The organism is Gilliamella sp. X-46, from assembly GCF_057063525.1.
This window is the reverse complement of record NZ_JBXSQH010000002.1, coordinates 23,651-50,543: the sequence shown is the minus strand read 5'-3', so window position 1 is coordinate 50,543 and position 26,893 is coordinate 23,651. Positions and strand designations below refer to the sequence as shown.

Here is a 26,893-nt window from a genome sequence, read left to right as displayed (position 1 = left end):
TTGCTAGAATGTTAAGTTCCGGTAGGGTGTTTGGGAGGAGTAGTGTTTAATTATATTAGTTCAGATCTTCAGCTCAGAACTATATTTTATAGGATAGTCAACTTTGTGCCAATGATAGACATTATATTTAACGCATGGGGAAGACATGATTCTTTAGTAGTATTTCATCATACAATACCACTTAAAATATGATCTTCAATTTTCTTATCCATGTACTTATAATAGATTAAAATTAATGTGTTAATAAAGAGGACTACTTAGTTATGATAATAACAATAACTTGGGCGCCCTCTAATTTTTGCAGGTATGTATACTTTTAAAAATTAAAGTGAGACAGTTTGGCTATTGTTACTATGTTAGGTTTGAAGAGAAGCTTAAAAATTTTATGAGTACATTTATAGTGAGATATAATGCTTATTAGCAGGCATGAATATTCGATGAAAATTAAAGTGTAAGGAGAGACTAAACATGGTTCTTGTATCAATTACGGTGGTTTATGTAGCAACAAAGCTTGTTGACCAGTTTATCTCTCAAGAAGCTTATGGTTGGATTAAGAAAGCATTATTCCCGAAAAAAAACTATGTTAATCGGCTCTCTCAGCTAATTGAAGAAACAACAATTGATTTTGAAATGAGATTCCCAATAGAAAATAATAAGGTTCCATTCTATCAATCTCAACCATTGTTTGAAATATTGAATGAGCACATTTTATTTAAAGAATTGCCAAATAGAGCAGAGTTATTAAAAAAGTTTGGTGAATACCCTAACGTCACACCCCCAACCCAAGAGCAACTTGAAACCTTTTATGGAATGTTGTTGCCAAAAATAAATAGCTGCAAAACGTTAAAAAAACTACATATTGACGAAACTTATAAAGAAAAGATATTTGATATCAGCAGTGAAATCATTCAAATTAGACTGTTGTTGAAATCTCTTGATGAGAAAATAACCTTTCAGTTGAGCGATGATTGGTTAAATAGGAAGAACAAAGAAGCTATCGCTGATTTAGGCGGGCGTTACACACCTAAACTAAACGTAAAACTTGAAATTTCCAAGGTATTTGAAGGCCTTGGAAGGACAAAAACTTTTACTGATATGTTTTACAAATATATCGATAATTTTCTGATCAAAGGAAACAATCTCCGAAATTGTGATGAAATATCGGAAGAATTATCTTTGATCGCTAAATCCTTAACTAATATCTCAACATTATACTTAGAAATTGATTTTTCTAGTTTGAGCCAAGTTCCAGTTGCTAAATTGTGTGAATATATTTCCAATTGTCAAAATGCTATTTCCAAGTCAGAATCTGTGCTATGGAAACTCAGTGAAAAATCAAAAACGGATGGTAAGGTAACAAGCTTTAGTGAAAAGTATTCATCTATTTTGAGAGACTTAAGGGAATTTGATTATGAGTGCAATACTTTATGTGCATTCCTCAAGTCTATAACAGTCAAGTTATCAAACAATCCATTTCTGCTTCTTGAGGGTAAAGCTGGAATTGGTAAGTCTCACTTACTTGCTGATGTAATTGAATCAAGAGTCGCAACAGGACATCCATCCCTTTTTTTGTTGGGGCAGCAACTTACAACTGATGAATCTCCTTGGGTACAGATTTTTAAAAGGTTACAACTAAACACAACATCAACAGAGTTTCTTGAAAAGCTAAATTTATATGGGCAAATAAAGAGAAAAAGATTTTTGATATTTATTGATGCAATCAATGAGGGAAATGGTAACAAGTTTTGGAAAGATTATATCAATAGCTTTATTGATGAAATAAAATGTTTTGAGTGGCTTGGCTTAATAATGTCAGTCAGAACAACGTATAAAGATATTACCATCTCAAATGAACAGGTGTCTCGTAATAATTTTGAAACTCATGAGCACTTAGGTTTTAAGAATGTAGAGATGGAAGCTGTTAACTTATTTTATGACCATTACAATATAGAAAGGCCATCATCGCCTAATTTAAACCCTGAGTTCAAAAATCCCCTATTTCTTAAATTATTTTGTGAAGGAATTAAAAAAAGTGGTCTAACTAAAGTTCCTGTAGGGTTTCATGGGATCTCTAAAATCCTAAGTTTTTTTATTGAAGGTGTAAATAAATCATTATCTTCTCCCCAAAAATATGGTTTTGATCCTAGTTTTCCATTAGTTAATGATGCTCTTAATGAGCTAATCAAGGTTAAGCTCTATAGTAGTGATAATCATATTTCTCTTAAAAAGGCTCACGCAATTGTCCAATCTGTCGTTCAAGATTATGTAATTGATAAAAATTTTCTTAGTGCATTGATAGATGAGGGCGTGCTGACTAAAGGCATCGTTCGCAATGGGGACAACACTATTGAGGAAGTTGTTTATATATCTTTTGAAAGATTTGACGATCATTTAACAGTTAAGTACTTATTAGACAGTGTTGAAAATATTGAAAATGCGTTTAAAACAGGAGGCTGTATTAGAAGTTATTTCAATGATGAATGTGACTTTTATTGTAATCAAGGCATCGTTGAGGCTCTATCAATTCAATTACCTGAAAGGTATGGCAAAGAGCTTTACGAATTATTACCTGACTTTAGAGAAAATGATAATTTAGTGGATGCTTTTATCGACAGTTTGGTTTGGAGAGATGTCTCTACAATTAATATAGAAAAAATTAAGCCTTTCATAAATGAGCAAATACTCGGATACAACAATACCTTTAATAATTTTTTGGAGATGCTAATCTCTATTTCAGGGTTAGAAGATCATCCTTTTAATGCTAATTTTTTACATGGTTGGTTATTAAAGCAGCCTTTACCTATTCGAGATGCTTCCTGGACGATAAATTTGAAGTATAAACATAATGAAAACTCTACATTCAGACAACTTATTGACTGGGCATGGAGTGAAACGGATAAAAGCTATATATCTGATGATTCAACAGAGTTAGTTGCAACTACTCTATGCTGGTTTTTAACTTCAAGTAATAGGAAGTTGAGGGATTGTTCAACTAAAGCTTTGGTCAATTTATTAGAGGAAAGAATTCCTATACTGATTAGGATAATAAATAAATTTGAGGAGGTAAACGATCCGTATGTTTGGGAAAGAGTGTTTGCAGTGGCTTTAGGTTGTACATTGAGAACAAAGAACTATGATCAGCTAAGCCAATTAGCGGAGACGGTTTATGCTAAGGTATTTCAGAATGAGGAGGTATATCCAAATATTCTATTAAGAGACTATGCCAGAGAAATTATCGAATACGTCTCATTCCTTGAATTGATGCCGGAAGGTATTGAACTATCCAAAACTAAACCTCCATATAAAACTAAATGGCCTGAAAATATACCAACTAAAGAAGAGCTAAGATTGCTATATGACAAGGAGAATTATTGGTCTCTTTGGAGCTCAATAATGGGTGGTGGCGATTTTTCTAGATATACTATTGGAACAAATTTTGATCACTCAGATTGGTCAGGTTGTAAATTTGGTGAAACTCCAATTAATCGTCAACAGATTTTTGAAGAATTTCTAAGTAAATTAACTGATGAACAAAAAGAGTTGTATGCCTCTACAGACCCTATTATTTACGATGATAACGCTGAAGAAATGTCGTTTGATGAAACTACTATTAAATTTAATAGCGCAATAGGTCGAAAGACTGAGAAAGAAATTTTGGCTAACAAGGTTTTGTTTAAGAAATCATTGTCAGCAGGCTTATTAACTACGTTTGAAAGTGATATAGAACCATATCTAGATCACAATAATAACTTACTCGAAACTGACAAATACTTTGACCTAAGAATTGCTGAACGCTTAATATTCAAACGTGTAATTGAGCTTGGTTGGGATCCAAAATTGCATGGTGACTTTGATGAACAAATAGGAACTGGACGAGGGCGTAGAGAGTCATACCAAGAGCGGATCGGAAAAAAATATCAATGGATTTCCTACTATGAATACATGGCAATGTTGTCTGATAACTTTATTCGTTTTGAAGGGTATGGAGAAGAACGTAAAGAAAGTCCTTATCAAGGGCCGTGGGAGCCATATGTAAGAAATATAGATCCAACTATATTACTCAAAAATACGGGTACAAAAGAGCTAAGTCATCAAGAAATGTGGTGGAATAATAAAGAAGTATTTGATTGGGGTTGTACTTATGAAGAATGGATTAGCAATTCTTCTACCTTAAGTAATCCATATGGTTTGATTGAAGTGAATGATAACAATGGTACTGAATGGTTAGTATTAGAAAGTTATCCATCGTGGAAAGAACCTAAAATTATCGGTAATAAAGATTGGGAGTATCCTCGAAAGGAAATCTGGGGGCAGATTAGAGGGTATTTAGTTAAATCGGAAGAATTTGACACTTTTAAAGCTTGGGCAGAAAGTCAGCATTTTACGGGCAGATGGATGCCAGAAGGAATCAATGGATATGGATTATTTAGTAGAGAGTTCTATTGGTCTGAAGCATTCCAGTTTTTCAAATCAGATTATTATGGCGGTCCAGATTGGATTTCAGTAATAGATCGAAACTCTAAAGATAAAATTGCTGATGTTAGTGTCACCTCGATCAATTACTCATGGGAAGAAGAGTTCGATAACTCAAAAACAGACACTTTGCGATATATTAAGCCTAGTTTTTTAATTTTTGATAAGATGGGACTAAAAAATAGCAAAGTAGAAGGTAGCTATGAGGATAAAGATGGAAATATAGTTTGTTTCGCTACTGAGGCTGTGAATAACTCTAGAGCCCATTTGCTGATTAAGAAAGAACCATTCTTAAGAATGCTAAATGAGAATAATTTAAATATAGTGTGGACACTTTTAGGAGAAAAAGGTGTTATTGGTGGCTCCTTAATTTCGAAAAACCATTTTGGTCGTATAGAATTCAGTGGAGCATTTTATTTGGATAACGGCAAGTTGAATGGATCTAGTAAAATATATTCAACTTTATAGTGTTTTCTACATGAATCGGTAGCGTAAATGAAAATCTGTCTGCGTTATTCATTCAGGACACTCTTCATATCTGATTGTCGTCATTGAATAAGGAGCGGACTTTTCAACCATTAATTAAATACAGAGCACCATTTTTAGCATCACTGACTTTCATTTCTAATCAAATATACTCTAAATGGCTAAGGTATCAATTCTACACTATAGCTAAAGGATCTTTTTAAAGGGAGTGTACAATTGTATAGTGATGTTATAGTTAGTTTGCTTGAAAAAATACTTCTCTGACGTTTTATTCTAAAACGTTGAGTGAGAGATAACTAAAATTGGTAAATACAAAGGTTTGTGCTGGTAGAAAATAGAACAAAACAACAATGAACGTAAAACATACCAAATTTTCATCAAAAGAATTTTTAAGACGCCGTCGTCCCGAAAAATTTTCTGATTCAACGATCCGAGAAACAGGCTCTTTAGATAGAGTTGTACTTGAACACTTCCTCGCTACGTTAAATACAAGAAATCAAGAATTACAATTCGAAGATTTTGCGAAAAAAATATGTGAGAAAATCATTTGCCCTAACCTTCTTGAGCAGACAGGTCCTGTTGCTGGGGGGGATGGTAAAACTGATACGCAAACATTCCCTGTTTCAGAACAGAGTAAACTTCTTTGGTTCGAAGGCGTGAATGAAACATCAAATAAAGAGCGTTGGGCCTTTGCAGTCAGCACACGTAAGGACTGGAAGAAAAAATGCAATGAAGATGTACTTAAAATAAAAGAAACAGAACGTGGTTATTCAAAGATATTCTGTGTTACGAATCAATCTGCAAAATCTAATATCCGCTCAGAGGTTGAAGATACACTAAAAACACAAACAGGGATTGATGTTCGTGTACTAGATATCAATTGGTTACTCGATCAGATCTACAAAAATCATTTTGAACAATTGGCTATTGAAACATTATCAATCCCAACACAGTATAGACGAGAGGTTATTTTCGGGGAAAATGATTATAAGAAACAAAAGAGATATGACGAAATAGCTGAGTACATCAGAGATAACGTAAACCCAGCTGAAGTTTCATATGAACAAGTGGATATTTTTCTAGAAATTGCAGAACTGAGCGCTGAGCTTGAAAAATCATTAAGTGACACACAAGGTTTATTCGACAGAGCTACAAAGATGGCAAGAAAATTTGGGACAAACCAACAATTGCTAGATGCGTATTATCAGTACGCATGGAAGTCTCATTTTTGGATGGAGAATTTTAATTTATTTGAAGAAAACCTTCAATTAGCTTTTAACTGTGTTGCATCATCAACTAACGCTTCAAAATGGGAAAAAATTTTAAACTTAGTCACTGTTCATAGAAGTTATATTAAACTTAACAATGCAACCCCCACAATTGATATTGAGAGTATCGAGCGTAATATGCTTTCCCAATTAGATGAAATAGCGAAGGATGAATCACGGCCAAGTAATTCTCTTACAGCTCAAACTAACAAAACGCTTTATAAGATAACAACCATTTCAAATGTGAAAGATGCCGCTCCTATGTTTGAAGAGTTACATAATATCATTAAAAACAGTGAAAATTTAATAGGCTACCCTTTTGAAAAAAACTTTCACCTTTTAAATGAGTTGGATGATATCTTTTTCGATGTTGATGCATATGAGAAATTATTAGACTATATGACAGAACAATCTACTCTGAGAGATGGTGATATAAAAGGAGCGCTATTAAATTTACGAAGGGGTATGAAGAGAATCCAAAATGGTCACTACTACCAAGCAATAAAGCATCTAGGAAAATCTCTTATTCCACTATATAAAGAAGAATCACGTGATAAATTAATCCTAGCATTAAAAGCCATAGCTTATGCTTACGAATCCATTGGATTACTATGGAGTTCACGATCTTGCTTGCTACTATCAGCGTCTTTAATTACTGATAATTATTGGAAATATGATGAGATATCATTAAAGCAGGTTGAGATTTATTATCAATTATGCCTTGTAGAAATTAAGCTAGGAAAGCTTGCGCATGCCATTTTATGGTATGAGTTATTTTTGATCGTCAATCAAAATATCTATAATAGCTATTTTGGTGAAAAAGAAAATCAGCAAATTGATCTTTATATAAGCAAACTTATTTTAAACGCTGATCTGAAGGAAATAAAACATCAAAGTAATATACCAGACGAACTCAATAGATTAGGTCTATTTGTATCATCTGGATGCCTTAAATACTCGTTAGGTCATATTGAAGATTTTGAACATGAATATGAAACTATAGCTGATCAAGACCATGATGATTTTTTACAGAAGGTTCGCGACTTTGATACTGGATTCAACAGTGAATACATCATTGGATATCAACAAAAACGGGGGCTATATAAATCTTTCATTCTTGGATGCACAATAGAAATTAGCTTTCCAAATCGTTCTCCATTTACAGAGTTCTCCGCTAATGTCTTAGCGCTTTTAGAAGGTGCATTTGCAACTTGTGCTGTTGATAACATGTATCTTAAAGAAGCATTTTTAATTATTGAAATAATTGCAGATGATGACGATAACTTATCCTTATCACACGAAATAAATAGTGATGACGGAAAACTAAATCTTACAATAAACTGCTCTGGTTTTGATATAAGCCTCTTTAGTATCGATGACCAAAAAAAAGTAACAAAAGAATTTGAGAAGATGGTATTTGATCTTCTCCCCGAGCTGTTTGTTATCAAAAATACAAAGCACATCGAAAAAATGATCTTTGAAGATGCCTCATTAGACAGAGCAATTAGCTTTGGTTCTTGTTTTAAAGCCATCGAAAATATTCTTGGGAATGATATTGACCAACAAATTAAAAAAATTTATTCCACTAATGACGAAAAGAAAAGCTATCCTCTTCTAAGAAATAAATCATGGGATAATGACTTTCCTAAAGTATTAAAGACTGATGTTGTTAGTTCCCCAATCGCTGGTAAAGGAAAAATACCGGAAGAAATACTTATTACCGAGGATATAACACATAAAGATTATGCCATACAAAGTCTAATAAAACCTCGTCTATGGGATAAAACACGTTGGCAAGGGTGGGCTTTGTTCAATTCAAATCATGTTACCCAGGATTATATCTATTATTTAAAGATACTCGTGTAGGTGAAGATATATTTAAAGACCTTATATCGTCTGTAGGCTTATCAGATAGTAAATCTAGATTACGTGTTTGTATCGTCAAAGGAATCTCAGTTAAAAATCCAGCTCATTATAGAGTACTAATATCTGAGAATATGAATAGCATCCCAATGACTAAAAGAGTAACAATGATCAGTCGTATTAACACAATGACTCCCGATAACAATGTCAATCTAGATAGATTTCTTGCTGCTTATCATTCTTACGGAAAATTCTATCTCGGGTGTGATGCAATGTTAAACGGTATTACTAATGATACCCCACGAAAAGATAGTTTAGGGATAGAAATGAGTAGGTTAGATATTCGGTGGGCGTGGGAAATTGGCTTAAATGATGTTGATAGTATTGGTGTCAACTTAGAAGATGATGATCCCTATATTCCTGATGATGTAGCAGATGTCCCATTATTGGCGTTGATAAACACCAAATAGTACTGTGATCTGATAAATACCGCTTTTTTAAGGGGCAAGTTTAAAATTAGTGACATGATTTTAGATTATTATGTGTGATCTATAGAGATCGTTTCAATCTAGTGATCTCTAAATCGCATTTATAATTAGCATCTTGAATCTGTAACTATCCCCTAAAATAGTACAGCAAAAAAAGTAAAAAATTCTCTATGATAAAAGTAACGGGGATTTAATTATGAAAAAAATGACTGAACACCAAATCGTCGCTATTTTAAAAGAAGCTGAAGCAGGTATTCCCATTAAAGGACTGTGCCGTAAATATGGCATGGGTAATTCAACTTTCTATAAATGGCGAGATAAATACGGTGGTATGGAAACTTCGGATATCAAACGCTTCAAGGAGCTGGAAGCTGAAAACCGTAAGCTTAAACAGATGTTTGCCGAACTGAACTTAAAATCCCAGCTTCAGGAAGAAATCATAAAAAAGCTTTAGTGCCCACAAAGGCACGTAAAACGTGGGCACAGCAACTACAATAAAATCATTCAGTTACTATTGCTATGAGTTATGCCATTGTTGGCTTAAGCCGTTGTGCTTACTATTATCAACCTAAGTTATTGGATGATTCAGTGATTATTTAGGTGTTGAATGCTATCACAGACCAGCATTTACGCTGGGGCTTTCCCCAATGTTTTAATCGCAATTGCTTTACAACTTTGTTGTTGTTTTGATAAATATGAACCGTATATTAGTAAACATGAAAATATATTCATTTATTTATTTGGTCAAATCTGTTTCGCTTTTGATTATATAGAACAAAAACTGATAATTTTAATGTAAATACCCCAAACTTAGTACAAGATTCAAGTAGAAAATCATGCTGCTTGTTTTAGTGTTTTATACTCAATCGGCGTCATATTATTTAGTGCTTCATGAGGTCTTTCGGTGTTATAACTGATTAGCCATTCTTCGGTTATTCTCCTTGCTTGTGCTAAGTTGTTAAAAAGATATAAATCGAGGACTTCAGTACGATAGGTACGATTAAATCGTTCAATATAGCCATTTTGATAAGGACTACCGGGCTGGATATAATCAATGGCTATATCATGTGATTTAGCCCAGTTTATCTAAGTAACGGGTAATTCTTTCTGCTGGTAAGCTTAATGCAATATCAATACCTAACACCTCACGATTAAAGTCATTGATGACATTGAATGTCCTAAATCGCCATTGATTACGGCTACTATCGCTCATAAAATCCATTGACCAACATTCACCTTGTTTATTAGGAACCAATAGCTTTTCTGGTGTTCGTGGGGGGGTTAGCCCTAATATTAAGTTTCAACTCACAATACACCCGATACACCCGTTTATGGTTCCATTTATAGCAGAGCTTTCTGATACTATTAAAACATTTAGGAAAGCCCCAGCGTAAATGCCGGTCTGTGATAGCATTCAACACCTAAATAATCACTGAATCATCCAATAACTTAGGTTGATAATAGTAAGCACAACGGCTTAAGCCAACAATGGCATAACTCATAGCAATAGTAACTGAATGATTTTGTTGTAGTTGCTGTGCCCACGTTTTACGTGCCTTTGTGGGCACTAAAGCTTTTTTATGATTTCTTCCTGAAGCTGGGATTTTAAGCTCAGTTCGGTAAACATCTGCTTAAGCTTGCGGTTTTCAGCTTCCAGCTCCTTGAAGCGTTTGATATCCAAAGTTTCCATACCACCGTATTTATCTCGCCATTTATAGAAAGTTGAATTACCCATGCCATATTTACGGCACAGTCCTTTAATGGGAATACCTGCTTCAGCTTCTTTTAAAATAGCGACGATTTGATGTTCAGTCATTTTTTTCATAATTAAATCCCCTTTACTTTTATCATAGAGAATTTTCTACTTTTTTGCTGTACTATTTAGGGGGTGGTTACAGTATTTGATGAAAAATACAAAATAGTTCGAATATTTTTCGGTGAACGTTCTAAGTGTGGGTTGGTATGGATTAGTTTGGACGAGTATGGAATTAATAAAAAATAGAAAGCAAAAAAATCTACTAAAATCTTTAATAGTAAAGGTTAAAATGGATTTCTTTGGACAACTGTGGAATCTGCCACAAAAATAAATGGCGGAAGCGCAGAGATTCGAACTCTGGGAGGGTCGCCCCTCGCCGGTTTTCAAGACCGGTGCTTTCAACCGCTCAGCCACACTTCCGCAATGGCTGTGAATATTAAAGGAGACTTGCTTATTTGTAAATAGCTATTTTAAGATTTTTTATCGTTTGCTTTAAATTTCACCAAAATTTGTGGAATTTAGGTTATTGAGGGTGAATTCGCCATCAAAATTAGTGTTGGATCTTGATTAATTGAGTATAATACAACAAAAATTAAATCACGTACTTTAAAAAATGTTAGAACAGATAGAAACCGATGATAAAGGTTATTTAAGACATTGGCAGGACTGGACTGTTGAGTTGGTTCCTGAGTTGGCCGTCAAAGAGGGTATTGATTTGACGGATGCACATTGGGAAGTGATTTTATTTGTTCGCGATTTTTACTTAGAATATAAAACCTCGCCAGCTATACGTGCGTTAGTCAAAGCGATGGAAAAGAAATTTGGTGTAGAAAAAGGCAATAGTCGTTATTTGTATAAGTTATTTCCCGATGGTCCTGCTAAACAAGCGACTAAACTTGCAGGTTTACCAAAACCCGTTAAATGTATATAGATAAAGGATAATATTCAATTCATGATAAGATGGAAGCTCCCTTTATTACTATTGGTCGTGCTTGGTTATTTGCAGTATTCTTTATGGTATGGCAAAAATAATGTGTACGATTATCAAGATAATGTCGAAATGTTAATCAGTTTGCGTGCTGACAATGAAAAGTTAAAGGCTCGTAATGAACAAATGTTTGCTGAAATTAACGATTTACAACGTGGTTCTGAAGCTATTGAAGAGCGTGCGCGTAGTCATTTGGGTATGGTTAAACCTAATGAATATTTTTATCGTATTATAATTGATTCAGACTTGAAAAAACGATAATGCATAATGTGAACCCCAATAATATCATCGCTATTGTGCCAGCAGCCGGAATTGGTAGTCGTATGAATAGCCAAGTTCCTAAACAGTATTTAAAAATCGATTCAAAGACGATTTTAGAACATACGTTAAATAAATTGTTAAGTCATGAGCAAATAAACAAAGTTATTGTTGTTATTAGTCCTGAAGATGACATATTTAATACCCTTTCGATCGCTTTACACGATAAGATTAACGTCACTTTAGGTGGCAAAACGCGAGCCGATTCGGTGTTAGCAGGGTTGCAATTGTTAAATGATGATCAATGGGCTTTAGTTCATGATGCAGCAAGACCTTGCGTTGATCATGATGATATTACTCGGTTAATCACAACGGTAATAAATAAAAAACAAGGTGGCCTATTAGCTACCCGTGTTAGTGATACAATAAAACGAGCGTATCAAGATAATGATACCGTTGTTGATTATTCTGAAGATCGTACTTATTTATGGGGGGCAGCAACGCCTCAACTGTTTAATGCAGGCGAATTAAAATCATGTTTGCAACAAGCGTTAGATCATCGTGTTGCCATCACGGATGAGGCTTCCGCCATTGAGTATTGTGGTGGGCATCCTTTATTGATCGAGTGCCGTCGAGATAACATAAAAATAACGCGCCCTGAAGATTTAGCATTGGCAACTTTTTATTTAACTAAGAAAACTCCAAATAGGTAAAAGTATGAGAATAGGTCATGGATTTGATGTGCATAAATTTGGTGGCGAAGGTCCTATTATCCTTGCTGGTGTAAAAATTCCTTATCAATATGGCCTTATTGCTCATTCTGATGGTGATGTTGTATTGCATGCAATAATTGATGCCTTGATTGGTGCATTAGCATTAGGGGATATTGGTAAGCTATTTCCTGACACGGATCCGAAATATAAAGGCATTGATAGTCGAATATTATTGAAAGAGGTATATACCCTTGTTCAAGCGAAAGGCTATGAATTAGTGAATTTGGATACCACTATCATTGCACAAGAACCAAAAATGCGACCGCATGTTGATCAAATGCGAGTGAATATTGCTGAAGATTTAAATGTTCATTTTGATCAAATTAGTGTCAAAGCGACAACGACTGAGCAGTTGGGCTTTACTGGGCGTAAAGAAGGTATTGCTTGTCAAGCGGTCGTGTTATTAAGCAAAAAGTTTAAAATAGATTAAATTTAAAAATAGGCAATACAGGTGTTAGCACAACTTAATTATTTATATGGAAAACCAACCACTACAGGGCAATATAAACAACAATACGAAGATTTTGTAGTCAAAGAAGATCTTGGTTTTGAACTGACTGGCGACGGTGAACATGTTTTAGTTTTTTTGCAAAAACGTGATTGTAATACAATTTTTGTAGCTGAGCAGTTGGCTAAGTATGTGGGTATTTCAGCAAAGCTAGTAAGTTATGCCGGACTGAAAGATCGCCAAGCTGTTACTGAGCAGTGGTTTAGTTTACATATGCCAGGTCAGCAAACGCCTGACTTTTCAGCATTTGATTTGGCTGGGTGTAACATATTAACAGTCACTCGGCATAATAAAAAATTAAAAGTTGGTGCTTTAAAGGGTAACTATTTTAAAATTATTTTAAAAGATTTAAGTGATCAATCTGAGATTGAATCTAAATTAACGTTAATCAAACAACATGGTGTGCCTAATTATTTTGGTGAGCAGCGTTTTGGTCGTGATGAGAATAATATTACTCAAGCCATAAAATGGGCCAGTGGTGAAATTTCGGTTAAAGATCGCAAAAAGCGTAGCTTTTATCTTTCAGCCGCACGAAGTGCGATTTTCAATGATATTGTCAGCCAACGAATTGCACAAAATTTGCATCAAACAGTGTTGGATGGTGATATATTACAATTAGCACAACGTGGTAGCTGGTTTGTTGCTCAACCTGATGAATTAACGGTATTACAGCAGCGTCTAGAAAATGCTGAGCTTAATATTACAGCTCCGCTGTTAGGAGATTCACCGCTTGGTACATCATATAAAGCGTTAGAATTTGAGCAAAAGTGTTTAGAAAATTGGTCTGAATTTAATGATCTATTTAAAAAAGAACGAGTTGAGACGGTAAGAAGATCATTATTGTTGCGAGCTGAGCAGCTTAATTGGCAATGGTTGGATAGTAGTACGCTTGAGCTTAATTTCTATTTGTCATCAGGTTGTTATGCGACAAGTGTGATTCGTGAATTAATAATAGGAAATGAATAGTCCAAATGCAAAGTTTAAAAATGCAGTCCTTAATTAAATTCCTGCGTCAACACGGAATAAAAGACGATCGTGTTTTAGATGCCATTGCTTCTATTCCCCGGGAGCATTTTGTTGATGAAGCACTTTCGCATCAAGCTTATGATAATCGACCGCTACCAATTGGTAGTGGCCAAACCATTTCTCAACCTTATATTGTTGCAAAGATGACCGAATTGTTGAAATTATCGCCTAATTCCAAAGTCCTCGAAATTGGCACAGGATCGGGGTATCAAACAGCTGTTTTGGCTAAGTTAGTTGATCATGTTTGTTCTGTAGAACGAATTAAAAGCCTACAGTGGAATACTAAACGCCGTTTAAAGCAGTTAGATATTCACAACATTTCAACACGTCATGGGGATGGTTGGTTAGGCTGGCCGGAGCGCGGACCATTTGATGGCATCATCGTGACTGCAGCAGCATCAGAAGTGCCGCTATGCTTGTTAGAACAATTGGCAGATAAAGGTCGATTAGTGATTCCTGTTGGCGAAAACAAACAAATTCTACAGTTAATTGAGCGTGATGGAGATAACTTCGTAACCAAAAATATGGGCGAGGTGATATTTGTGCCTTTGGTTAAAGGCGATATAGAATAGTTCGTACTTATCTAAAATAAAAAATAGAAAATAAAATACTTATTTTCTATTTTTTATACTGAAACATAATTTTTTGACAAATCTAGTATATCTATTCTTTCTGTTCAGAACGTTTCCATTCACAAATTCCATAAATGGCATTAAATAGGTAAATTAAGTACTGTGTTGCGATAATAATGTTGTCGGTATAAATATTTAACCCAATTACTAATACATTTAATATTACCCATAAATACCAGTTAAAAGAGTATCTCATCATTAATAATAACTGAGCAACTAAACCTAATCCAAAGATGAAACAATTAGTAATGAGTTGGTAGCTTGTATTGAATGAACCAATTTTATCGGTTAGATAAATATTGAGAAAGGCTGCAACAATCAGGAAGATGAGTGTATATAAAAATGCAGTTTCATTGAGTGAACGAACCTTAACATTTTTATCATTATCAAGGTTCTGTTTCCATGTAAATAAGCCATAGATATGCGAACAAAAGTAGTACAAAGGCGGTAATCCAGCACCAATATTGCCAACAAGGATATTCGCGCAACATTCTGCAACTGCGGCAAACATACCCAATACATTACCCATGTTTTTACGTTTAGCTAATAGAATGACGCATAATAGACCACAAAAAGCACCTATGTAGGAAGTTGTATAGCGTAAATTGAATTTAGTAAATGGATCAGTGTGTAAAAATGCCAATGTGACACATAATATACAAAAAAACGGATAGAATTTATTGCGTCCAATTAAAATAGTAATGTCGCTTAATTTATTCATAATTAATACTCTTTATCGTCAATAAGTTGGTTAACTAGTTCAATACAGCGCAAATAGCGCTCTTCGTAATCGGGTGAGTCAATTTGAATATAGTTGATATTATTTTTTTCTAAAATTGCGATTAGCAATTTTTGAAAATCTTTACGTTGTTTGGGACTGCCTAAATGGCGTAAACCATCGGCAACCCAAGGGGTATTGTTACCAAGCAAAATGACTAGATCGAAACGGTAGTTATTAATCATCGCTTGTAAAAAAGGGTGCTCTCTACCTTCATATTTTTTACAAAAAGCTTGTGTCGTGACAAAATCAGTATCAATAAAAGAGACTTTATTGGCATGTTTTATTGCAAAATCGATATATTGTGCATGACCTAAGGCAATTTTATCATAATCGGCATATTGCAAAGCTCGTTCATCTCCTCCAAGGTGTGAAAATACATAATCCCGACCATATTCCCAAGCACTGGTAGTATTAAATACATTAGCAAGCTTGTTAACTAAGGTTGATTTGCCACTTGATTCGCCGCCTAAAATAGCTACTGTTCGGACAAAAAACGGTCTGACTTCTGTTGGAATATATTGCCAATTTTTGAGTGGCGCTTGACGGATTTGTGTGCCACTGACTTGCATAAATTGTCGTTTTGGATCGATGAGCACGGTATTTAAATCAAATAGATCTTTATACATTGCAACATCTTGTGGTTCACTTGAGTAAACGCAATCAGGTTTTATTCCCTTTTCTTGAAACAGTTTTTTAACGCGTTCGCTCCACTCATGCCAACCATTTGGATAAGTTGGGATTCCATCTTCTTCTAATAATTCAATGTGGATATTTTTTTGATATTTAAATGTTTGCAGTAGCCAGCGAATCCTATCATTGATAGTGGGTTGACGAGACATGGCACTTTGTTCAAAGAGTGCCATGTCGCGGATTGTGTCGGAACACAGTACGACATATAGTTCATCAACTTGGCTAATTGCACGCTGAATAAGATAAATATGTCCTGTATGTAAAGGATAAAACTTTCCAAAGATAACACCGATTTTTTTGTCTTTGATGGGAGCTTCAATTTGTAAATATTGATGAAGAGATTGTAACTTTTGCGCGCTTGGGTTTTTGATTTTGTCATTGATAAGTTGACTTAGGTAACCTTTAGTCATTTTGCAAGCATCGGCTACGGTTTGTAATGACAAATTTTTTCGTTTGATTGTCTTCTTTAAATAACTGAAGCTATTCATGAAGCCCCCCTTATTTTTTGTTTTTTATTTTTAACAAAATATATATTATTTTACATTATTGTTCAATATATTAAACAAAAATATTTTGCTTTTAATCTAGTTATAATTTAATTTTATTCAAATGGTTAATGGAAAATCCTTAGTTTGAAAGGAACGGTATGAAAATTCAAAAGATAGTTTTTAATTGTGTTTGCAGATAATAATGTAATACTTAATAAGGTCATGATATTACCTCGTTATTTAGTAATAATATTTCACCAAAATATGCTTATACAATTGACGTAAAATGCCAAATAACTGCTTATTGTTGTTTATGATTAGTTACTAATGATTTTAAATAAACCTGTTTCACTTGATGATGCTAAATATGATGGCGCAAAATATAATAAAGAAACGGGTGAATTAACATGGCAATTTAAGCTCAATCTTAGTGAAAATAAAAATCTTACTTTAAGTTTCAAATTGGCTTATCTAAAAGACAAAGTTGACGATATAATTGGCTTATAAATAAATCAATAATAGAAATAGAGTATGTTAAACGAGTGGTTAAACCAATTTAAACAAGATAGCCAAGTTAGTTTGCTTGATATCCACTTAGCAGCGTTTTTAACCAATAGAGCGATGTTAAATAATGATATTATTGTTAAACGTTTTAGTTTTTTGGTTTTATCACTAAGTAGAGAGGTCAGAGCAGGGCATGTTTGTCTTGATCTGATACTCTTAAATTCCACAACGATTGAACCATCGCTCTGGTTAGCTTTAGGCTCGCCAAGTGAGCAAGATTGGAAGATCACGCTTGAACAAGCACGCCATAGTCAGGTTGTGAGTGATGGAACAAACTTCTCTCCCCTTGTCTTTATTGACAATAAACTCTATTTTCAAAGAATGTGGCTGGACGAAAAGAATGTAGCTCAATATTTCAATCATACCACCTTTAATGATCAACCAAGTTATTATCCTGATTTAAACGCTATATTAAATCAGCTTTTTACTCATCAAGAATCTCAGATTGATTGGCAAAAAGTCGCTGTTGCTGCGGCATTAACGCGCAAAGTCGCAATTATTTCAGGTGGACCGGGTACGGGTAAAACAACTACCGTTGCTAAGATCTTAGCAGGAATTTTGTTAACGAATCCTAATGCTCGAATTATGACGGCAGCCCCGACAGGAAAAGCTGCATCAAGGTTAACCGAATCACTAAGCCGAACAATAGAACAACTCGCTTTTATATCACTAAACCTAAAAGCAGAAGCGATCACCTTACACCGTTTACTAGGTGCAAAAGCAGACAACAGTTCATTTACGCATAACAAAAATAATCCATTACATATTGATGTGTTAGTTATTGATGAAGCATCAATGGTTGATCTAAATATGATGGCAAGAGTAATAGAAGCGTTACCAACATCTGCCCGTTTAATCTTATTAGGTGATAAAGATCAGCTTTCATCTGTTGAAGCTGGGGCAGTATTTGGTGATCTTTGTACTTTTATTACTCATGGTTATAGTCAACCGCGCGCAAAAGAGCTAAGCCAATTAACGGGTTATGTTGTGCCTGCTTGCGAACAAACAGCTACAATTACTGACAGTATTTGCTTATTACAAAAGAGTTACCGTTTTAACGAGTCATCGGGTATCGGCTTGTTGGCTAATGCAGTGAAAGAAGGGAGATCTAGTGCGGTTAAACAGTTATTAACAGATGAGTCACTAAACGATATCCAATATCATCTACTATCATCTCAACAAGCTTATTATGGTGTATTACAAGACAGCATTCACCATTATAAACATTACTTACATGTTATTAAGCAACAAGGTACTAGCAACATTGCCGCAGTCTTAGCTAAATTTGCTGAATATCGCTTGCTTTGTGCTGTTAGAGAAGGGCATTTTGGTATAGAAGGTTTAAACAAACAAATTGAATTATTATTAGCGAAAAACCAATTGATTCATGTAAGAAACAAAGAAACGTGGTATGTAGGGCGGCCTATTATGATTTTGCGTAATAGCACTTCATTAGGGCTTTATAATGGTGATATTGGCATTACATTAATGGCCGAACACGATAGTTCAAAATTACGTGTATATTTCCCTTTTGCTGATGGTTCGATTAAAGGATTTTCACCGTTTCGATTACCTGAGCATGAAACGGCTTACGCCATGACTATCCATAAATCACAAGGTTCAGAGTTTGATCATGTGAATATTATCCTGCCAACTGATTATTCTCCGTTACTAAATCGTTCATTGCTTTATACTGCCATTACTCGTGCTAAAAAAACGGTTTCCATTTATGCCACTGAACCAATTTTATTACAAGCTATTAAATCACAAACTCAGAGGCATAGTGGTTTAGTCAGTTTATTGCAAAATAATGGCTAAGTTCATTCCGTTAAGCGTATTAAAACTGATTATTTTATAAGATGGTGTGATAAGTCGAGGAACAAATAATAAAACAGGGCGATGAGCCCTGCAATAATGAAATTAATGGATAATCTTCGCTAAGAAGTCTTTAGCGCGATCGGATTGTGGATTTGTGAAGAATTGCTCTTTTGACGTATCTTCAATAATTTCTCCTGCATCCATAAAGATAACACGATTTGCCACTTTTCGCGCAAAACCCATTTCATGGGTAACAACCATCATTGTCATACCTTCATAAGCTAGCTCAACCATTACGTCTAATACTTCATTCACCATTTCAGGATCAAGTGCTGAGGTTGGTTCGTCAAACAACATTACAATCGGATCCATACATAATGCGCGCGCAATAGCAACACGTTGTTGTTGACCGCCAGAAAGCTGTGCCGGGTATTTATTTGCATGAGCAAGTAACCCAACACGCTCTAAAAGGCTAAGCGCTTTTTCGCGAGCTTCATCATCTGTTCGGCCTAACACTTTAATTTGTGCAAGGGTGAGATTTTTTAAAATAGTTAAATGTGGGAATAATTCAAAATGTTGAAATACCATACCCACTTTAGAGCGTAACTTTGCTAAGTTAGTCGCTTTACTTGTAACTTCAGTTCCATCAATAATAATTTTGCCTTTTTGTACAGGCTCTAAACAATTTACTGTTTTTATCAAAGTTGATTTACCTGAACCTGAAGGACCACAAACCACCACAACTTCGCCTTTACCGACTCGAGTTGTACAGTTTTTTAATACTTGAAATTGTCCATACCATTTTGATACATTTTCTAAGGAGATCATCGATTTATCCCTTTCTTAAAATAATTAACTAAACGTGAAGCAGTAAAACAAATTACAAAATAACTTGCTGCTGCAAAAATAATCATTGAATATTCATCAGTACCACCTCGTGCTTTACCAATTTGCGTTACGCTTGCGCCAAATAGATCAATCAAGCCCATAACATATACTAAAGAGGTATCCTGAAATAAAATAATACCTTGTGTCAATAACAATGGCACCATAGATCTAAAAGCTTGCGGTAAAATAATTAAACGCATTGCTTGGCTTTTGGTCATACCCAATGCATAAGCTGCATGATATTGACCTTTAGCAACAGCATTAATACCCGCACGAATAATTTCAGAATAATATGCGGCTTCGAAAAGAGCAAAAGCTATTATCGCCGATGCAATGTTCACGTTAGCATTACGAGGCAAATTAAAGATATGTATAATGACCTGAGGTAGTGCTAAATAGAACCATAATAATACTAATAATAGTGGAATAGAGCGAAATAAATTAACATAGTTTTTAGCAAAAAAGTTAAGTAATTTATTATTTGATAAACGCATTAAAGCTAGTGCTGTACCCCATACAATACCAAAAACAACAGCTGTGAAAGTGATTTGCACTGTTAACCATAAACCATCAATTAGTACAGGATAAATATTTTCATCTGATACCAATGGAGGTATATTTACAATCCAATTATATAATTGTGTATTTGTAATCCAATCAATTAAATACATATTACCCTCCATGACTCATGTTAGGTAAGCGAGTGTATTTTTCAACAATTCGCATCACAGTAATTACCACATAGTTAATCAACATAAAGGCAATAGTAACACCCAACAAAATTTCAACAATGCTATTGGTAGACTCATTGATACGATCAATTTGACCAATCAAATCAATTAACCCAATTGTTGAAGCAACTGATGAGTTTTTAATAATGTTGGTCATTTCTGATGTTAATGGTGGAATAATACGTCGATAAGCGTTTGGTAATAAAACATACATATAAGCTTGTCGATTAGTTAAACCAAGAGCAATAGCGGCATAGCGCTGACTCTTGGGTAACGTTTGAATGCCAGTTCTAACTTGTTCAGCAATACGAGCTGAAGTAAACAACCCTAGCGCTATTGCGGCAGTGATAAATGCACTTACATTAGGTGATAAGTCAGATATAAACCAAATTTTTAAACGACCACTTAATATTACTGGCAGTATCATATACCACAAGAACATTTGCACTAGTAATGGAATATTACGAAATAGTTGAATATAACCTGCTGCAAAATTATTTAAAAACTTATTGTCTAAAGTTCTACATATTCCCACAAGAGATCCTAGCACAAAAGCGATGATCCACGCAGTAACTGCTAATGAAACAGTCACAAGAACTCCATCTAATAGCCAATTTAAGTAAATACCATCACCGTAAGGGGTGGGTTGAAAAAATAACATCCAATTAAAACTCATTATGGAGTCTAAAAAACTCCACGATAAAGCTGTAATAGGTTCAAAAGATAATGTCCAATTAAAACTCATAATATATTTAATTCGCTAAATTAGATTATGTACTAAATGCGAAAGCATTTAGTACATTGGATTAGAAAGAATAAGAGAAAGTATTAATCTAATGCTTTATCATTAGGATTGGCAAATAGCTCAACCATTTTTGGTGAAATTTCAAGACTCATATTTGCGCCTTTTGGCGGAACAGGTTGAGTAAACCATTTGTTATAGGATTCTAAAGCCTTTCCTGATTTTTGCGCATCAGCAATTGTCTTGTCCATCAATTGTTTAAATTGAGTATCGTCTTTTCTCAACATACAACCATAAGCTTCATAAGAAAGCGGTTCACCAACAATTTTCCATTCAGCAGGATTAATTGCACGAGAACGTTCGCCTGCAAGTAGCGCGTCATCCATTAAAAATGCTGCAGCTCGACCTGTTTCTAACGCTTTAAATGCATCACCATGATCTTTTGGTGTAATAATACGAATACCTAAGTTATTTTTATTATTGATTTGATTTAAACGGATTTCAGAAGTTGTACCTGCTGTCGTTACTACATTTTTACCTTTTAGATCTTCGATACTATTGATATTGCTATCCGCTTTAACTAGGAAGCGCGTACCAACAATAAAAATACTGTCTGAAAAAGCAACTGTTTTTTGGCGTTCAAGATTATTAGTTGTTGAACCACATTCGAAATCATAGGTATAGTTGTTAAGTAGTTGAATACGAGTCTTAGAAGTAACTGGTAAATATTTTACCTTAAGATCAGGTAAGTTTAATTCTTTTTTAACCGCATCAACGATTAAATTAGTATAATCTTGTGAATAACCAATAACTTCTTGTTTTTCACCATAATAGGAAAATGGAATCGAAGATTCTCGATGACCAACAACAATAACACCTGTATCTTTAATTTTGGCTAATGTACCGCTTAGTTCTTCTGCTACAGCCGAACCAGCCATTAACCCTAACATTGCAAATGATAGTACTAATTTGGTTAATTTTGTCTTTTTGTTCATACTCATCTCCTACTGTGTAATCTGTATCATATTAAATATATTTAATATTTTTACAAAGGGCATATATTATAACTTATTTTTTTGTATAAAAGTACTTTTACTGTTTATTTATCTATATCGGAGCTATATGAAATCAGCAATCAGCGTGTTTTTGCTAATAATTGATTCCATTAAAAGTTCTTAAGCCCAATTATATTTAAGCAATAATTATGCCAGTATCATAAATTATGAACGTCTTTTTATCAAAAGTGAGATAAACATCAATGCCATAATGATAAAATAAGGAACATTTCCCCATCTTGCATAAGGCGTTAGCCCAGTTGTGGGGGAAACAGACGCCGATAAAACACCTGTTTCAAATTGAGGCAATTGTTTAATAATATTTCCATGCTGATCAATAATTGCGGTAATGCCTGTATTGGTACTACGAATTAACGGCCGACCAAACTCAAGCGCTCTCGCTTGCGCCATCTGTAAATGTTGCTTAGGACCAATGCTATTACCAAACCATGCATCATTTGACACCGTCAATAAAAAATCGCTATCAGGAGTAAATTTTTGTCGCATTAAATCTGACAAAATAATTTCATAACAAATAGCAGGCGTAAATTTAAAGCCTTTTATTTCGAGTTGTGGTTGTTTTGCTTCGCCAGATTTCATTGATGACATAGGAACGTTAAGTAATTCCGCAATTGGTTCAAGTACTGATTCTAGTGGCGTAAATTCACCAAAAGGTACTAAATGGTGTTTTTGATAACGATTCGTTGTAGGGTATTGATAGGGTTCCTTTTCGCCCAATACCAATAGTGTATTATAGATATCACCATTGGATTGATAACCGTTTTCACCAAAACGATAATCAATAATACCGACAGCGATTTCAGCATTATGGGATCTGGCTTCGTTGTCAAGATATTGTAAAAATGATTGCTGATTAATTTCGTAATCGGTGATGCTAGCTTCTGACCATATAATGATTTTATTTTCTTCTAGGCTATCTTGAGTGAGTTTAGCATAGGTTTGTAACGTATTATTCAGTTGCTCTCTTGTCCAACGAACTGACTGCGAAATATTGCCTTGAATTAAAGCAAAATTAGCTGAACGCGTATTATCTACCGTTGTCCAATCGATATGGTTGAATGAAATTGGTGCAAAAAAGATCGCAAGCAGTGCAAAAAATGCACCAAAAGTGTGCCTTTTGGGCACTTTTGTGCTAGTGGCCTTTATACCATAAATCAATAAACCACATAACAGCACTAAAAGCAGATTAACACCATCGATCCCAATTACAGGAAAATAAGCATGTAAAGGGCTATCTATTTGGCTATATCCCAATTGCAACCAAGCAAACCCTGTTAAAATATAGCCACGTAAAAATTCGGTGATTTGCCAAAAAATTGGCGCCACAAGTACAAGCTGTTTAAATGAAAATTGCGGAGCAAACCGATTGGCCATTCTTAATAAGAAAGCAAATAGCATAGGGTAGAGCGACAAATAGAGAATTAAAAGCCCCAAAATAATCACAGCTACAAAAGGCGGTAATTCCCCATACTGCTTAATACTGATATAGACCCAGTGAATCCCAGCCGAAAAGTAGCCAACCCCCCAACTTAATCCAAGCAACATGGCCTGTTTTTTTGATTTATCGGCAATAAGCCATAACAGCCCAGTAAACGACACAAAGGCTAAAGGCCAAATATGAAAAGGGGCATAGCTAAATACCGCTATACCACCAAAAAATAGGCTCAATAATATGTGTTTAAACATTGTCAGGTAACTCTAAATTAGGCACTGTTGCCCCTTCTGGAATTGTTACATGAAGTTGAATAATGCGCCGACGATCGGCAATGGTAACTTTAAATTGATAACCATCAATGGTGATGCTTTCGCCACGTAAAGGTAACCGCCCAAAATGTTGCATGACTAGTCCACCGATAGTATCCATTTCATCATCACTAAAATGAGTGGCAAAAATGTCATTGAAATCCTCGACTGGTGTCAGTGCTCGAACGGTATAAACCGAAGGAGACAAGCGACGGATATCGCGATCTTCAACCTCGTCATATTCATCTTCAATATCGCCTACTATCAGCTCTAAAATATCTTCGATAGTTACAAGTCCCGACACACCACCAAATTCATCAATAGCCATCGCCATATGATAACGCTGCATGCGAAACTCTTTTAACATATGATCGACGCGTTTACTTTCAGGCACAACAACAGTAGGTCTAAGGATTTTTTTAAGATCAAAATTATCCACACCTTGGCGAATAAAAATCAACAGATCTTTTGCTAACAAAATCCCTTCAATGTGGTCTCTATCTTCACTAATAACTGGATAACGGGAATGTCCATGTTCAGAAATAATATCTAAACACTGATCAAGAGAGTAATTATCTTTAATGGTAACAATTTGAGAGCGGGGGATCATAATATCACGAATGCGTTGCTCGGCAATATCCATGACGCCTTCAATCATATCAAGCGTATCTGGATCGATAAGCTCGTTTTCTTCGGCTTCGCGGATCACTTCGATCAGTTCTTCTTTATCTTTTGGCTCTGAATTAAATAATTGACTTAACCATAATGCAAACCCTTTTTTAGGTCTCCGGTGATTATCATCACTCATTTGTACTCTTCCTTTCTTGCTTTATTATTAATGTAATATTTCTTACTTAGTGTACTAAATTTGTCTACTAAATGATCTTACAAAATAGCATAAAATCAAACGGTTTATCATACACTTTTATTCATCAATGGGTTGATAAGGATCTTCAAACCCCAGTTGCTGCATAATATCGATTTCGATATTTTCCATTTCTTCGGCTTCGTCGTCAAGAATATGATCATAACCCAGTAAATGCAAACAGCCATGTACAATCATATGCGCCCAGTGCGAAGTTAATGATTTATGTTGCTGCTTGGCTTCGGCTTCGACAACTTGTTTACAAATGATAAGATCGCCCAATAAAGGAACATCAATCTCAATGGGTGATTCAAATGGAAAAGATAACACATTGGTTGGTTTATCTTTATGACGATAAGTATTATTTAATTGTTGACTTTCTTGCTCATCAACAATACGGATAGTCAGTTCAGCATTATCCACAAATTGCAGCAAAATAACCTCTAACCATTGCAAAATTTGCGCTTCGGCTGGCAAATTTTGGTTATCTTCTGTAGCAATTTGTAAATCTAAAATAATTGCGCTCATTTTATTTTGTTTACCTTACTTTATTATTCACGGTGATAAGGATGATTTGTGGTTAAACTCCACGCACGGTAAAGGCTTTCAGCCACAATGACACGCACTAAAGGATGGGGAAGAGTAAGTGGCGATAGTGACCAACTCTGCTCAGCCGCCGCTTTGCAAGCAGGTGATAAACCTTCTGGTCCACCAATTAACAAACTCACATCGCGTCCGTCGACTTTCCAGCGTTCTAATTGTTCAGCTAAATTATGGGTTGTGTAAGGTTTACCGGGAATATCAAGTGTCACAATACGATTACTTTTACCGCAGGCATTTAACATCAATTCGCCTTCTTTATCTAAAATTCGCACAATATCGGCATTTTTAGTACGCTTACCAGCGGGTATTTCAACAAGCTCTAACGGCATATCCTTAGGAAAGCGCGCACGATAATCATCAAAAGCTGTGGTGACCCAACTTGGCATCTTCGTACCAACAGCAATCAGCTGAATCTTCACGCCATTAACTCCAAAGCTTCTCTAGTTCGTAAAGCTGACGGCTCTCTTCTTGCATGATATGCACAATCACTGAATCCATATCAACCACAACCCAATCGGCATCGGTCTTACCCTCGCTACCTAACACTAAATGACCCTGTTTTTTGGCTTCGTCAAGCAAGTGATTAGCAATAGACGAAACATGACGGTTTGAAGTGCACGTACAAATAATCATATAATCAGTAATACTCGACTTACCACGGACATCAAGGGTAACAATATCTTTGCCTTTTAAATCATCAATCTTATCAATAATAAAATCTTGTAACGACTGCTGCAAAATAAACTCTCTATGATTAAAAAATAAAGCGCTAGTATATCACGAATTTATAAAATAGCGGTGATGATAACTTACACATATTTTTATTGATTATTGGGATTGTTTTTTCTTTTCTTTTTTTGTTAATCTATCTTCACGCATTTTTTTTATCTGTTCTTTTCTGTTTTTTTTTATTTGGTCTCTTTTCAATTTTTTTTGATTATTGATCGCTAAACGTTCCTCTTTTTTTATTTTATCTTTTACTGTATCTTTTATTGCTTTTTGGGTTGTATTTTCTGCTTTTGGCTTTTTTTCTCTATATATGCTAAGTGCAGCTAGCACCTCTGTTAACGACGATATAACCACAAAGAATAAAAGTCCTAAAAATAAACCTAATAAAGATGGATATATTGGATTGTAATTGTGACTAATACGCGGATAGATTCTAACTGTTGCTGCCTCTGTAAAATTGGTATTAAATAAAAAAAGTAAGAAAAATATCGCTTTCATAATACATGCAATCTAACTGAATAATTTTCAGTTATTTCATTTTATAAAGATAGATAAATGTTAAAGGAAATTTGAACAAGAAAAAAGACCTTATTTTAAGGTGAAAATTTTTTAGAAAAGTGATAAACCAGCAAAACCACAAATTCTTCAAACAACCC

General features: G+C 34.7%; 24 protein-coding genes, 1 tRNA gene and 1 pseudogene. 12 read left to right on the top strand and 14 right to left on the bottom strand.

The window, feature by feature from the left end:
- Positions 1–468 precede the first annotated feature (468 nt).
- The 4 genes from avs2 (at position 469) to ACYIAJ_RS02885 (ending at position 9,032) form a co-directional block, all read left to right on the top strand.
- Positions 469–4,941 (top strand): AVAST type 2 anti-phage system protein Avs2, encoded by a 4,473-nt coding sequence (gene avs2, locus ACYIAJ_RS02900; protein ID WP_483564313.1) that lies wholly within the window; start codon positions 469–471, stop codon positions 4,939–4,941.
- 368 nt (positions 4,942–5,309) lie between these two features.
- The gene (locus ACYIAJ_RS02895) at positions 5,310–8,093 is read left to right on the top strand and encodes a hypothetical protein (protein ID WP_483564312.1); all 2,784 of its coding nucleotides are present in this window, start codon (positions 5,310–5,312) and stop codon (positions 8,091–8,093) included.
- A 164-nt stretch (positions 8,094–8,257) separates the two neighbouring features.
- A complete protein-coding gene (locus tag ACYIAJ_RS02890) occupies positions 8,258–8,560 on the top strand; it encodes a hypothetical protein (protein WP_483564311.1) in 303 nt (100 codons plus the stop codon).
- A gap of 214 nt (positions 8,561–8,774) precedes the next feature.
- Entirely contained in the window at positions 8,775–9,032 is a 258-nt protein-coding gene (locus tag ACYIAJ_RS02885; RefSeq protein ID WP_483564310.1) for a transposase, read from the top strand.
- A 380-nt stretch (positions 9,033–9,412) separates the two neighbouring features.
- On the opposite strand, the pseudogene ACYIAJ_RS02880 reads toward ACYIAJ_RS02885, so the two are convergent.
- Positions 9,413–10,403 (bottom strand): annotated as a pseudogene (locus ACYIAJ_RS02880) (integrase core domain-containing protein).
- Positions 10,404–10,666: 263 nt separating this feature from the next.
- Positions 10,667–10,754 (bottom strand) — tRNA-Ser (locus ACYIAJ_RS02875).
- A gap of 193 nt (positions 10,755–10,947) precedes the next feature.
- On the opposite strand from ACYIAJ_RS02875, the gene ACYIAJ_RS02870 reads away from it, so the two are divergent.
- From ACYIAJ_RS02870 to ACYIAJ_RS02845, 6 genes are read left to right on the top strand one after another with little or no spacing between them, the layout of a single operon-like run.
- Entirely contained in the window at positions 10,948–11,265 is a 318-nt protein-coding gene (locus tag ACYIAJ_RS02870; protein WP_483559522.1) for a TusE/DsrC/DsvC family sulfur relay protein, read from the top strand.
- Positions 11,266–11,286: 21 nt separating this feature from the next.
- Positions 11,287–11,583, top strand: a complete 297-nt coding sequence (ftsB, locus tag ACYIAJ_RS02865) for a cell division protein FtsB (RefSeq protein WP_483564309.1) — start codon at positions 11,287–11,289, stop codon at positions 11,581–11,583.
- Positions 11,583–12,293, top strand: a complete 711-nt coding sequence (ispD, locus tag ACYIAJ_RS02860) for a 2-C-methyl-D-erythritol 4-phosphate cytidylyltransferase (RefSeq protein ID WP_483559518.1) — start codon at positions 11,583–11,585, stop codon at positions 12,291–12,293. The genes ftsB and ispD overlap by 1 nt, the downstream gene beginning before the upstream one ends.
- 4 nt (positions 12,294–12,297) lie before the next feature.
- Positions 12,298–12,783, top strand: coding sequence for a 2-C-methyl-D-erythritol 2,4-cyclodiphosphate synthase (ispF, locus tag ACYIAJ_RS02855; protein ID WP_483559516.1), 486 nt, complete (start codon positions 12,298–12,300; stop codon positions 12,781–12,783).
- A 21-nt stretch (positions 12,784–12,804) separates the two neighbouring features.
- Positions 12,805–13,827 (top strand): tRNA pseudouridine(13) synthase TruD, encoded by a 1,023-nt coding sequence (gene truD, locus ACYIAJ_RS02850; protein ID WP_483559515.1) that lies wholly within the window; start codon positions 12,805–12,807, stop codon positions 13,825–13,827.
- Between the two features lie 5 nt (positions 13,828–13,832).
- A complete protein-coding gene (locus ACYIAJ_RS02845; RefSeq protein ID WP_160401827.1) occupies positions 13,833–14,459 on the top strand; it encodes a protein-L-isoaspartate(D-aspartate) O-methyltransferase in 627 nt (208 codons plus the stop codon).
- 91 nt (positions 14,460–14,550) lie between these two features.
- Here ACYIAJ_RS02845 and pnuC read toward each other — a convergent pair whose 3' ends face one another.
- Both pnuC and nadR read right to left on the bottom strand, forming a co-directional pair.
- Positions 14,551–15,240, bottom strand: a complete 690-nt coding sequence (gene pnuC / locus ACYIAJ_RS02840) for a nicotinamide riboside transporter PnuC (protein WP_483559513.1) — start codon at positions 15,238–15,240, stop codon at positions 14,551–14,553.
- Positions 15,241–15,242: 2 nt separating this feature from the next.
- A complete protein-coding gene (nadR, locus tag ACYIAJ_RS02835; protein WP_483559511.1) occupies positions 15,243–16,478 on the bottom strand; it encodes a multifunctional transcriptional regulator/nicotinamide-nucleotide adenylyltransferase/ribosylnicotinamide kinase NadR in 1,236 nt (411 codons plus the stop codon).
- Positions 16,479–16,805: 327 nt separating this feature from the next.
- Here nadR and ACYIAJ_RS02830 point away from each other — a divergent pair, with 327 nt between their 5' ends.
- Both ACYIAJ_RS02830 and recD read left to right on the top strand, forming a co-directional pair.
- Entirely contained in the window at positions 16,806–16,985 is a 180-nt protein-coding gene (locus ACYIAJ_RS02830) for a hypothetical protein (RefSeq protein WP_483559509.1), read from the top strand.
- A gap of 24 nt (positions 16,986–17,009) precedes the next feature.
- A complete protein-coding gene (gene recD / locus ACYIAJ_RS02825) occupies positions 17,010–18,860 on the top strand; it encodes an exodeoxyribonuclease V subunit alpha (protein ID WP_483559507.1) in 1,851 nt (616 codons plus the stop codon).
- A 102-nt stretch (positions 18,861–18,962) separates the two neighbouring features.
- Here the strand turns inward: recD and ACYIAJ_RS02820 are convergent, their stop codons facing one another.
- From ACYIAJ_RS02820 to ACYIAJ_RS02775, 10 genes are all read right to left on the bottom strand, one after another.
- Positions 18,963–19,688 (bottom strand): amino acid ABC transporter ATP-binding protein, encoded by a 726-nt coding sequence (locus ACYIAJ_RS02820; RefSeq protein WP_160401819.1) that lies wholly within the window; start codon positions 19,686–19,688, stop codon positions 18,963–18,965.
- Positions 19,685–20,419: an ABC transporter permease subunit gene (locus ACYIAJ_RS02815; protein ID WP_483559505.1), complete on the bottom strand. Its 735-nt coding sequence runs from the start codon at positions 20,417–20,419 to the stop codon at positions 19,685–19,687. The genes ACYIAJ_RS02820 and ACYIAJ_RS02815 overlap by 4 nt, the downstream gene beginning before the upstream one ends.
- A gap of 1 nt (position 20,420) precedes the next feature.
- Positions 20,421–21,155: an amino acid ABC transporter permease gene (locus ACYIAJ_RS02810; RefSeq protein WP_160401817.1), complete on the bottom strand. Its 735-nt coding sequence runs from the start codon at positions 21,153–21,155 to the stop codon at positions 20,421–20,423.
- A gap of 152 nt (positions 21,156–21,307) precedes the next feature.
- Positions 21,308–22,216, bottom strand: a complete 909-nt coding sequence (locus ACYIAJ_RS02805; protein ID WP_160401816.1) for a glutamate/aspartate ABC transporter substrate-binding protein — start codon at positions 22,214–22,216, stop codon at positions 21,308–21,310.
- 225 nt (positions 22,217–22,441) lie between these two features.
- A complete protein-coding gene (gene lnt, locus ACYIAJ_RS02800) occupies positions 22,442–23,983 on the bottom strand; it encodes an apolipoprotein N-acyltransferase (RefSeq protein ID WP_483564308.1) in 1,542 nt (513 codons plus the stop codon).
- A complete protein-coding gene (corC, locus tag ACYIAJ_RS02795) occupies positions 23,976–24,848 on the bottom strand; it encodes a CNNM family magnesium/cobalt transport protein CorC (protein ID WP_091346132.1) in 873 nt (290 codons plus the stop codon). Before corC ends, lnt begins: the two co-directional genes overlap by 8 nt.
- Before the next feature lie 117 nt (positions 24,849–24,965).
- Positions 24,966–25,433: an rRNA maturation RNase YbeY gene (gene ybeY, locus ACYIAJ_RS02790; RefSeq protein WP_483564307.1), complete on the bottom strand. Its 468-nt coding sequence runs from the start codon at positions 25,431–25,433 to the stop codon at positions 24,966–24,968.
- A 23-nt stretch (positions 25,434–25,456) separates the two neighbouring features.
- Complete coding sequence (gene rlmH, locus ACYIAJ_RS02785; RefSeq protein ID WP_091346129.1) at positions 25,457–25,927, bottom strand: 23S rRNA (pseudouridine(1915)-N(3))-methyltransferase RlmH; 471 nt, start codon at positions 25,925–25,927, stop codon at positions 25,457–25,459.
- A gap of 4 nt (positions 25,928–25,931) precedes the next feature.
- Complete coding sequence (gene rsfS, locus ACYIAJ_RS02780; protein WP_483564404.1) at positions 25,932–26,249, bottom strand: ribosome silencing factor; 318 nt, start codon at positions 26,247–26,249, stop codon at positions 25,932–25,934.
- Between the two features lie 87 nt (positions 26,250–26,336).
- Positions 26,337–26,735 carry a hypothetical protein gene (locus ACYIAJ_RS02775; RefSeq protein WP_483564306.1) on the bottom strand — a complete coding sequence of 133 codons (399 nt, stop codon included), beginning with the start codon at positions 26,733–26,735 and terminating at the stop codon, positions 26,337–26,339.
- Positions 26,736–26,893: the final 158 nt, after the last annotated feature.

Bases quoted from the DNA above. Each gene is read 5' to 3' on its own strand.
- avs2 (WP_483564313.1), top strand. From the start codon at position 469: ATGGTTCTTGTATCAATTACGGTGGTTTATGTAGCAACAAAGCTTGTT.
- ACYIAJ_RS02895 (WP_483564312.1), top strand. From the start codon at position 5,310: ATGAACGTAAAACATACCAAATTTTCATCAAAAGAATTTTTAAGACGC.
- ACYIAJ_RS02890 (WP_483564311.1), top strand. From the start codon at position 8,258: ATGATCAGTCGTATTAACACAATGACTCCCGATAACAATGTCAATCTA.
- ACYIAJ_RS02885 (WP_483564310.1), top strand. From the start codon at position 8,775: ATGAAAAAAATGACTGAACACCAAATCGTCGCTATTTTAAAAGAAGCT.
- ACYIAJ_RS02870 (WP_483559522.1), top strand. From the start codon at position 10,948: ATGTTAGAACAGATAGAAACCGATGATAAAGGTTATTTAAGACATTGG.
- ftsB (WP_483564309.1), top strand. From the start codon at position 11,287: ATGATAAGATGGAAGCTCCCTTTATTACTATTGGTCGTGCTTGGTTAT.
- ispD (WP_483559518.1), top strand. From the start codon at position 11,583: ATGCATAATGTGAACCCCAATAATATCATCGCTATTGTGCCAGCAGCC.
- ispF (WP_483559516.1), top strand. From the start codon at position 12,298: ATGAGAATAGGTCATGGATTTGATGTGCATAAATTTGGTGGCGAAGGT.
- ACYIAJ_RS02845 (WP_160401827.1), top strand. From the start codon at position 13,833: ATGCAAAGTTTAAAAATGCAGTCCTTAATTAAATTCCTGCGTCAACAC.
- pnuC (WP_483559513.1), bottom strand. From the start codon at position 15,240: ATGAATAAATTAAGCGACATTACTATTTTAATTGGACGCAATAAATTC.
- nadR (WP_483559511.1), bottom strand. From the start codon at position 16,478: ATGAATAGCTTCAGTTATTTAAAGAAGACAATCAAACGAAAAAATTTG.
- ACYIAJ_RS02830 (WP_483559509.1), top strand. From the start codon at position 16,806: ATGATTTTAAATAAACCTGTTTCACTTGATGATGCTAAATATGATGGC.
- recD (WP_483559507.1), top strand. From the start codon at position 17,010: ATGTTAAACGAGTGGTTAAACCAATTTAAACAAGATAGCCAAGTTAGT.
- ACYIAJ_RS02820 (WP_160401819.1), bottom strand. From the start codon at position 19,688: ATGATCTCCTTAGAAAATGTATCAAAATGGTATGGACAATTTCAAGTA.
- ACYIAJ_RS02815 (WP_483559505.1), bottom strand. From the start codon at position 20,419: ATGTATTTAATTGATTGGATTACAAATACACAATTATATAATTGGATT.
- ACYIAJ_RS02810 (WP_160401817.1), bottom strand. From the start codon at position 21,155: ATGAGTTTTAATTGGATGTTATTTTTTCAACCCACCCCTTACGGTGAT.
- ACYIAJ_RS02805 (WP_160401816.1), bottom strand. From the start codon at position 22,216: ATGAACAAAAAGACAAAATTAACCAAATTAGTACTATCATTTGCAATG.
- lnt (WP_483564308.1), bottom strand. From the start codon at position 23,983: ATGTTTAAACACATATTATTGAGCCTATTTTTTGGTGGTATAGCGGTA.
- corC (WP_091346132.1), bottom strand. From the start codon at position 24,848: ATGAGTGATGATAATCACCGGAGACCTAAAAAAGGGTTTGCATTATGG.
- ybeY (WP_483564307.1), bottom strand. From the start codon at position 25,433: ATGAGCGCAATTATTTTAGATTTACAAATTGCTACAGAAGATAACCAA.
- ACYIAJ_RS02775 (WP_483564306.1), bottom strand. From the start codon at position 26,735: ATGAAAGCGATATTTTTCTTACTTTTTTTATTTAATACCAATTTTACA.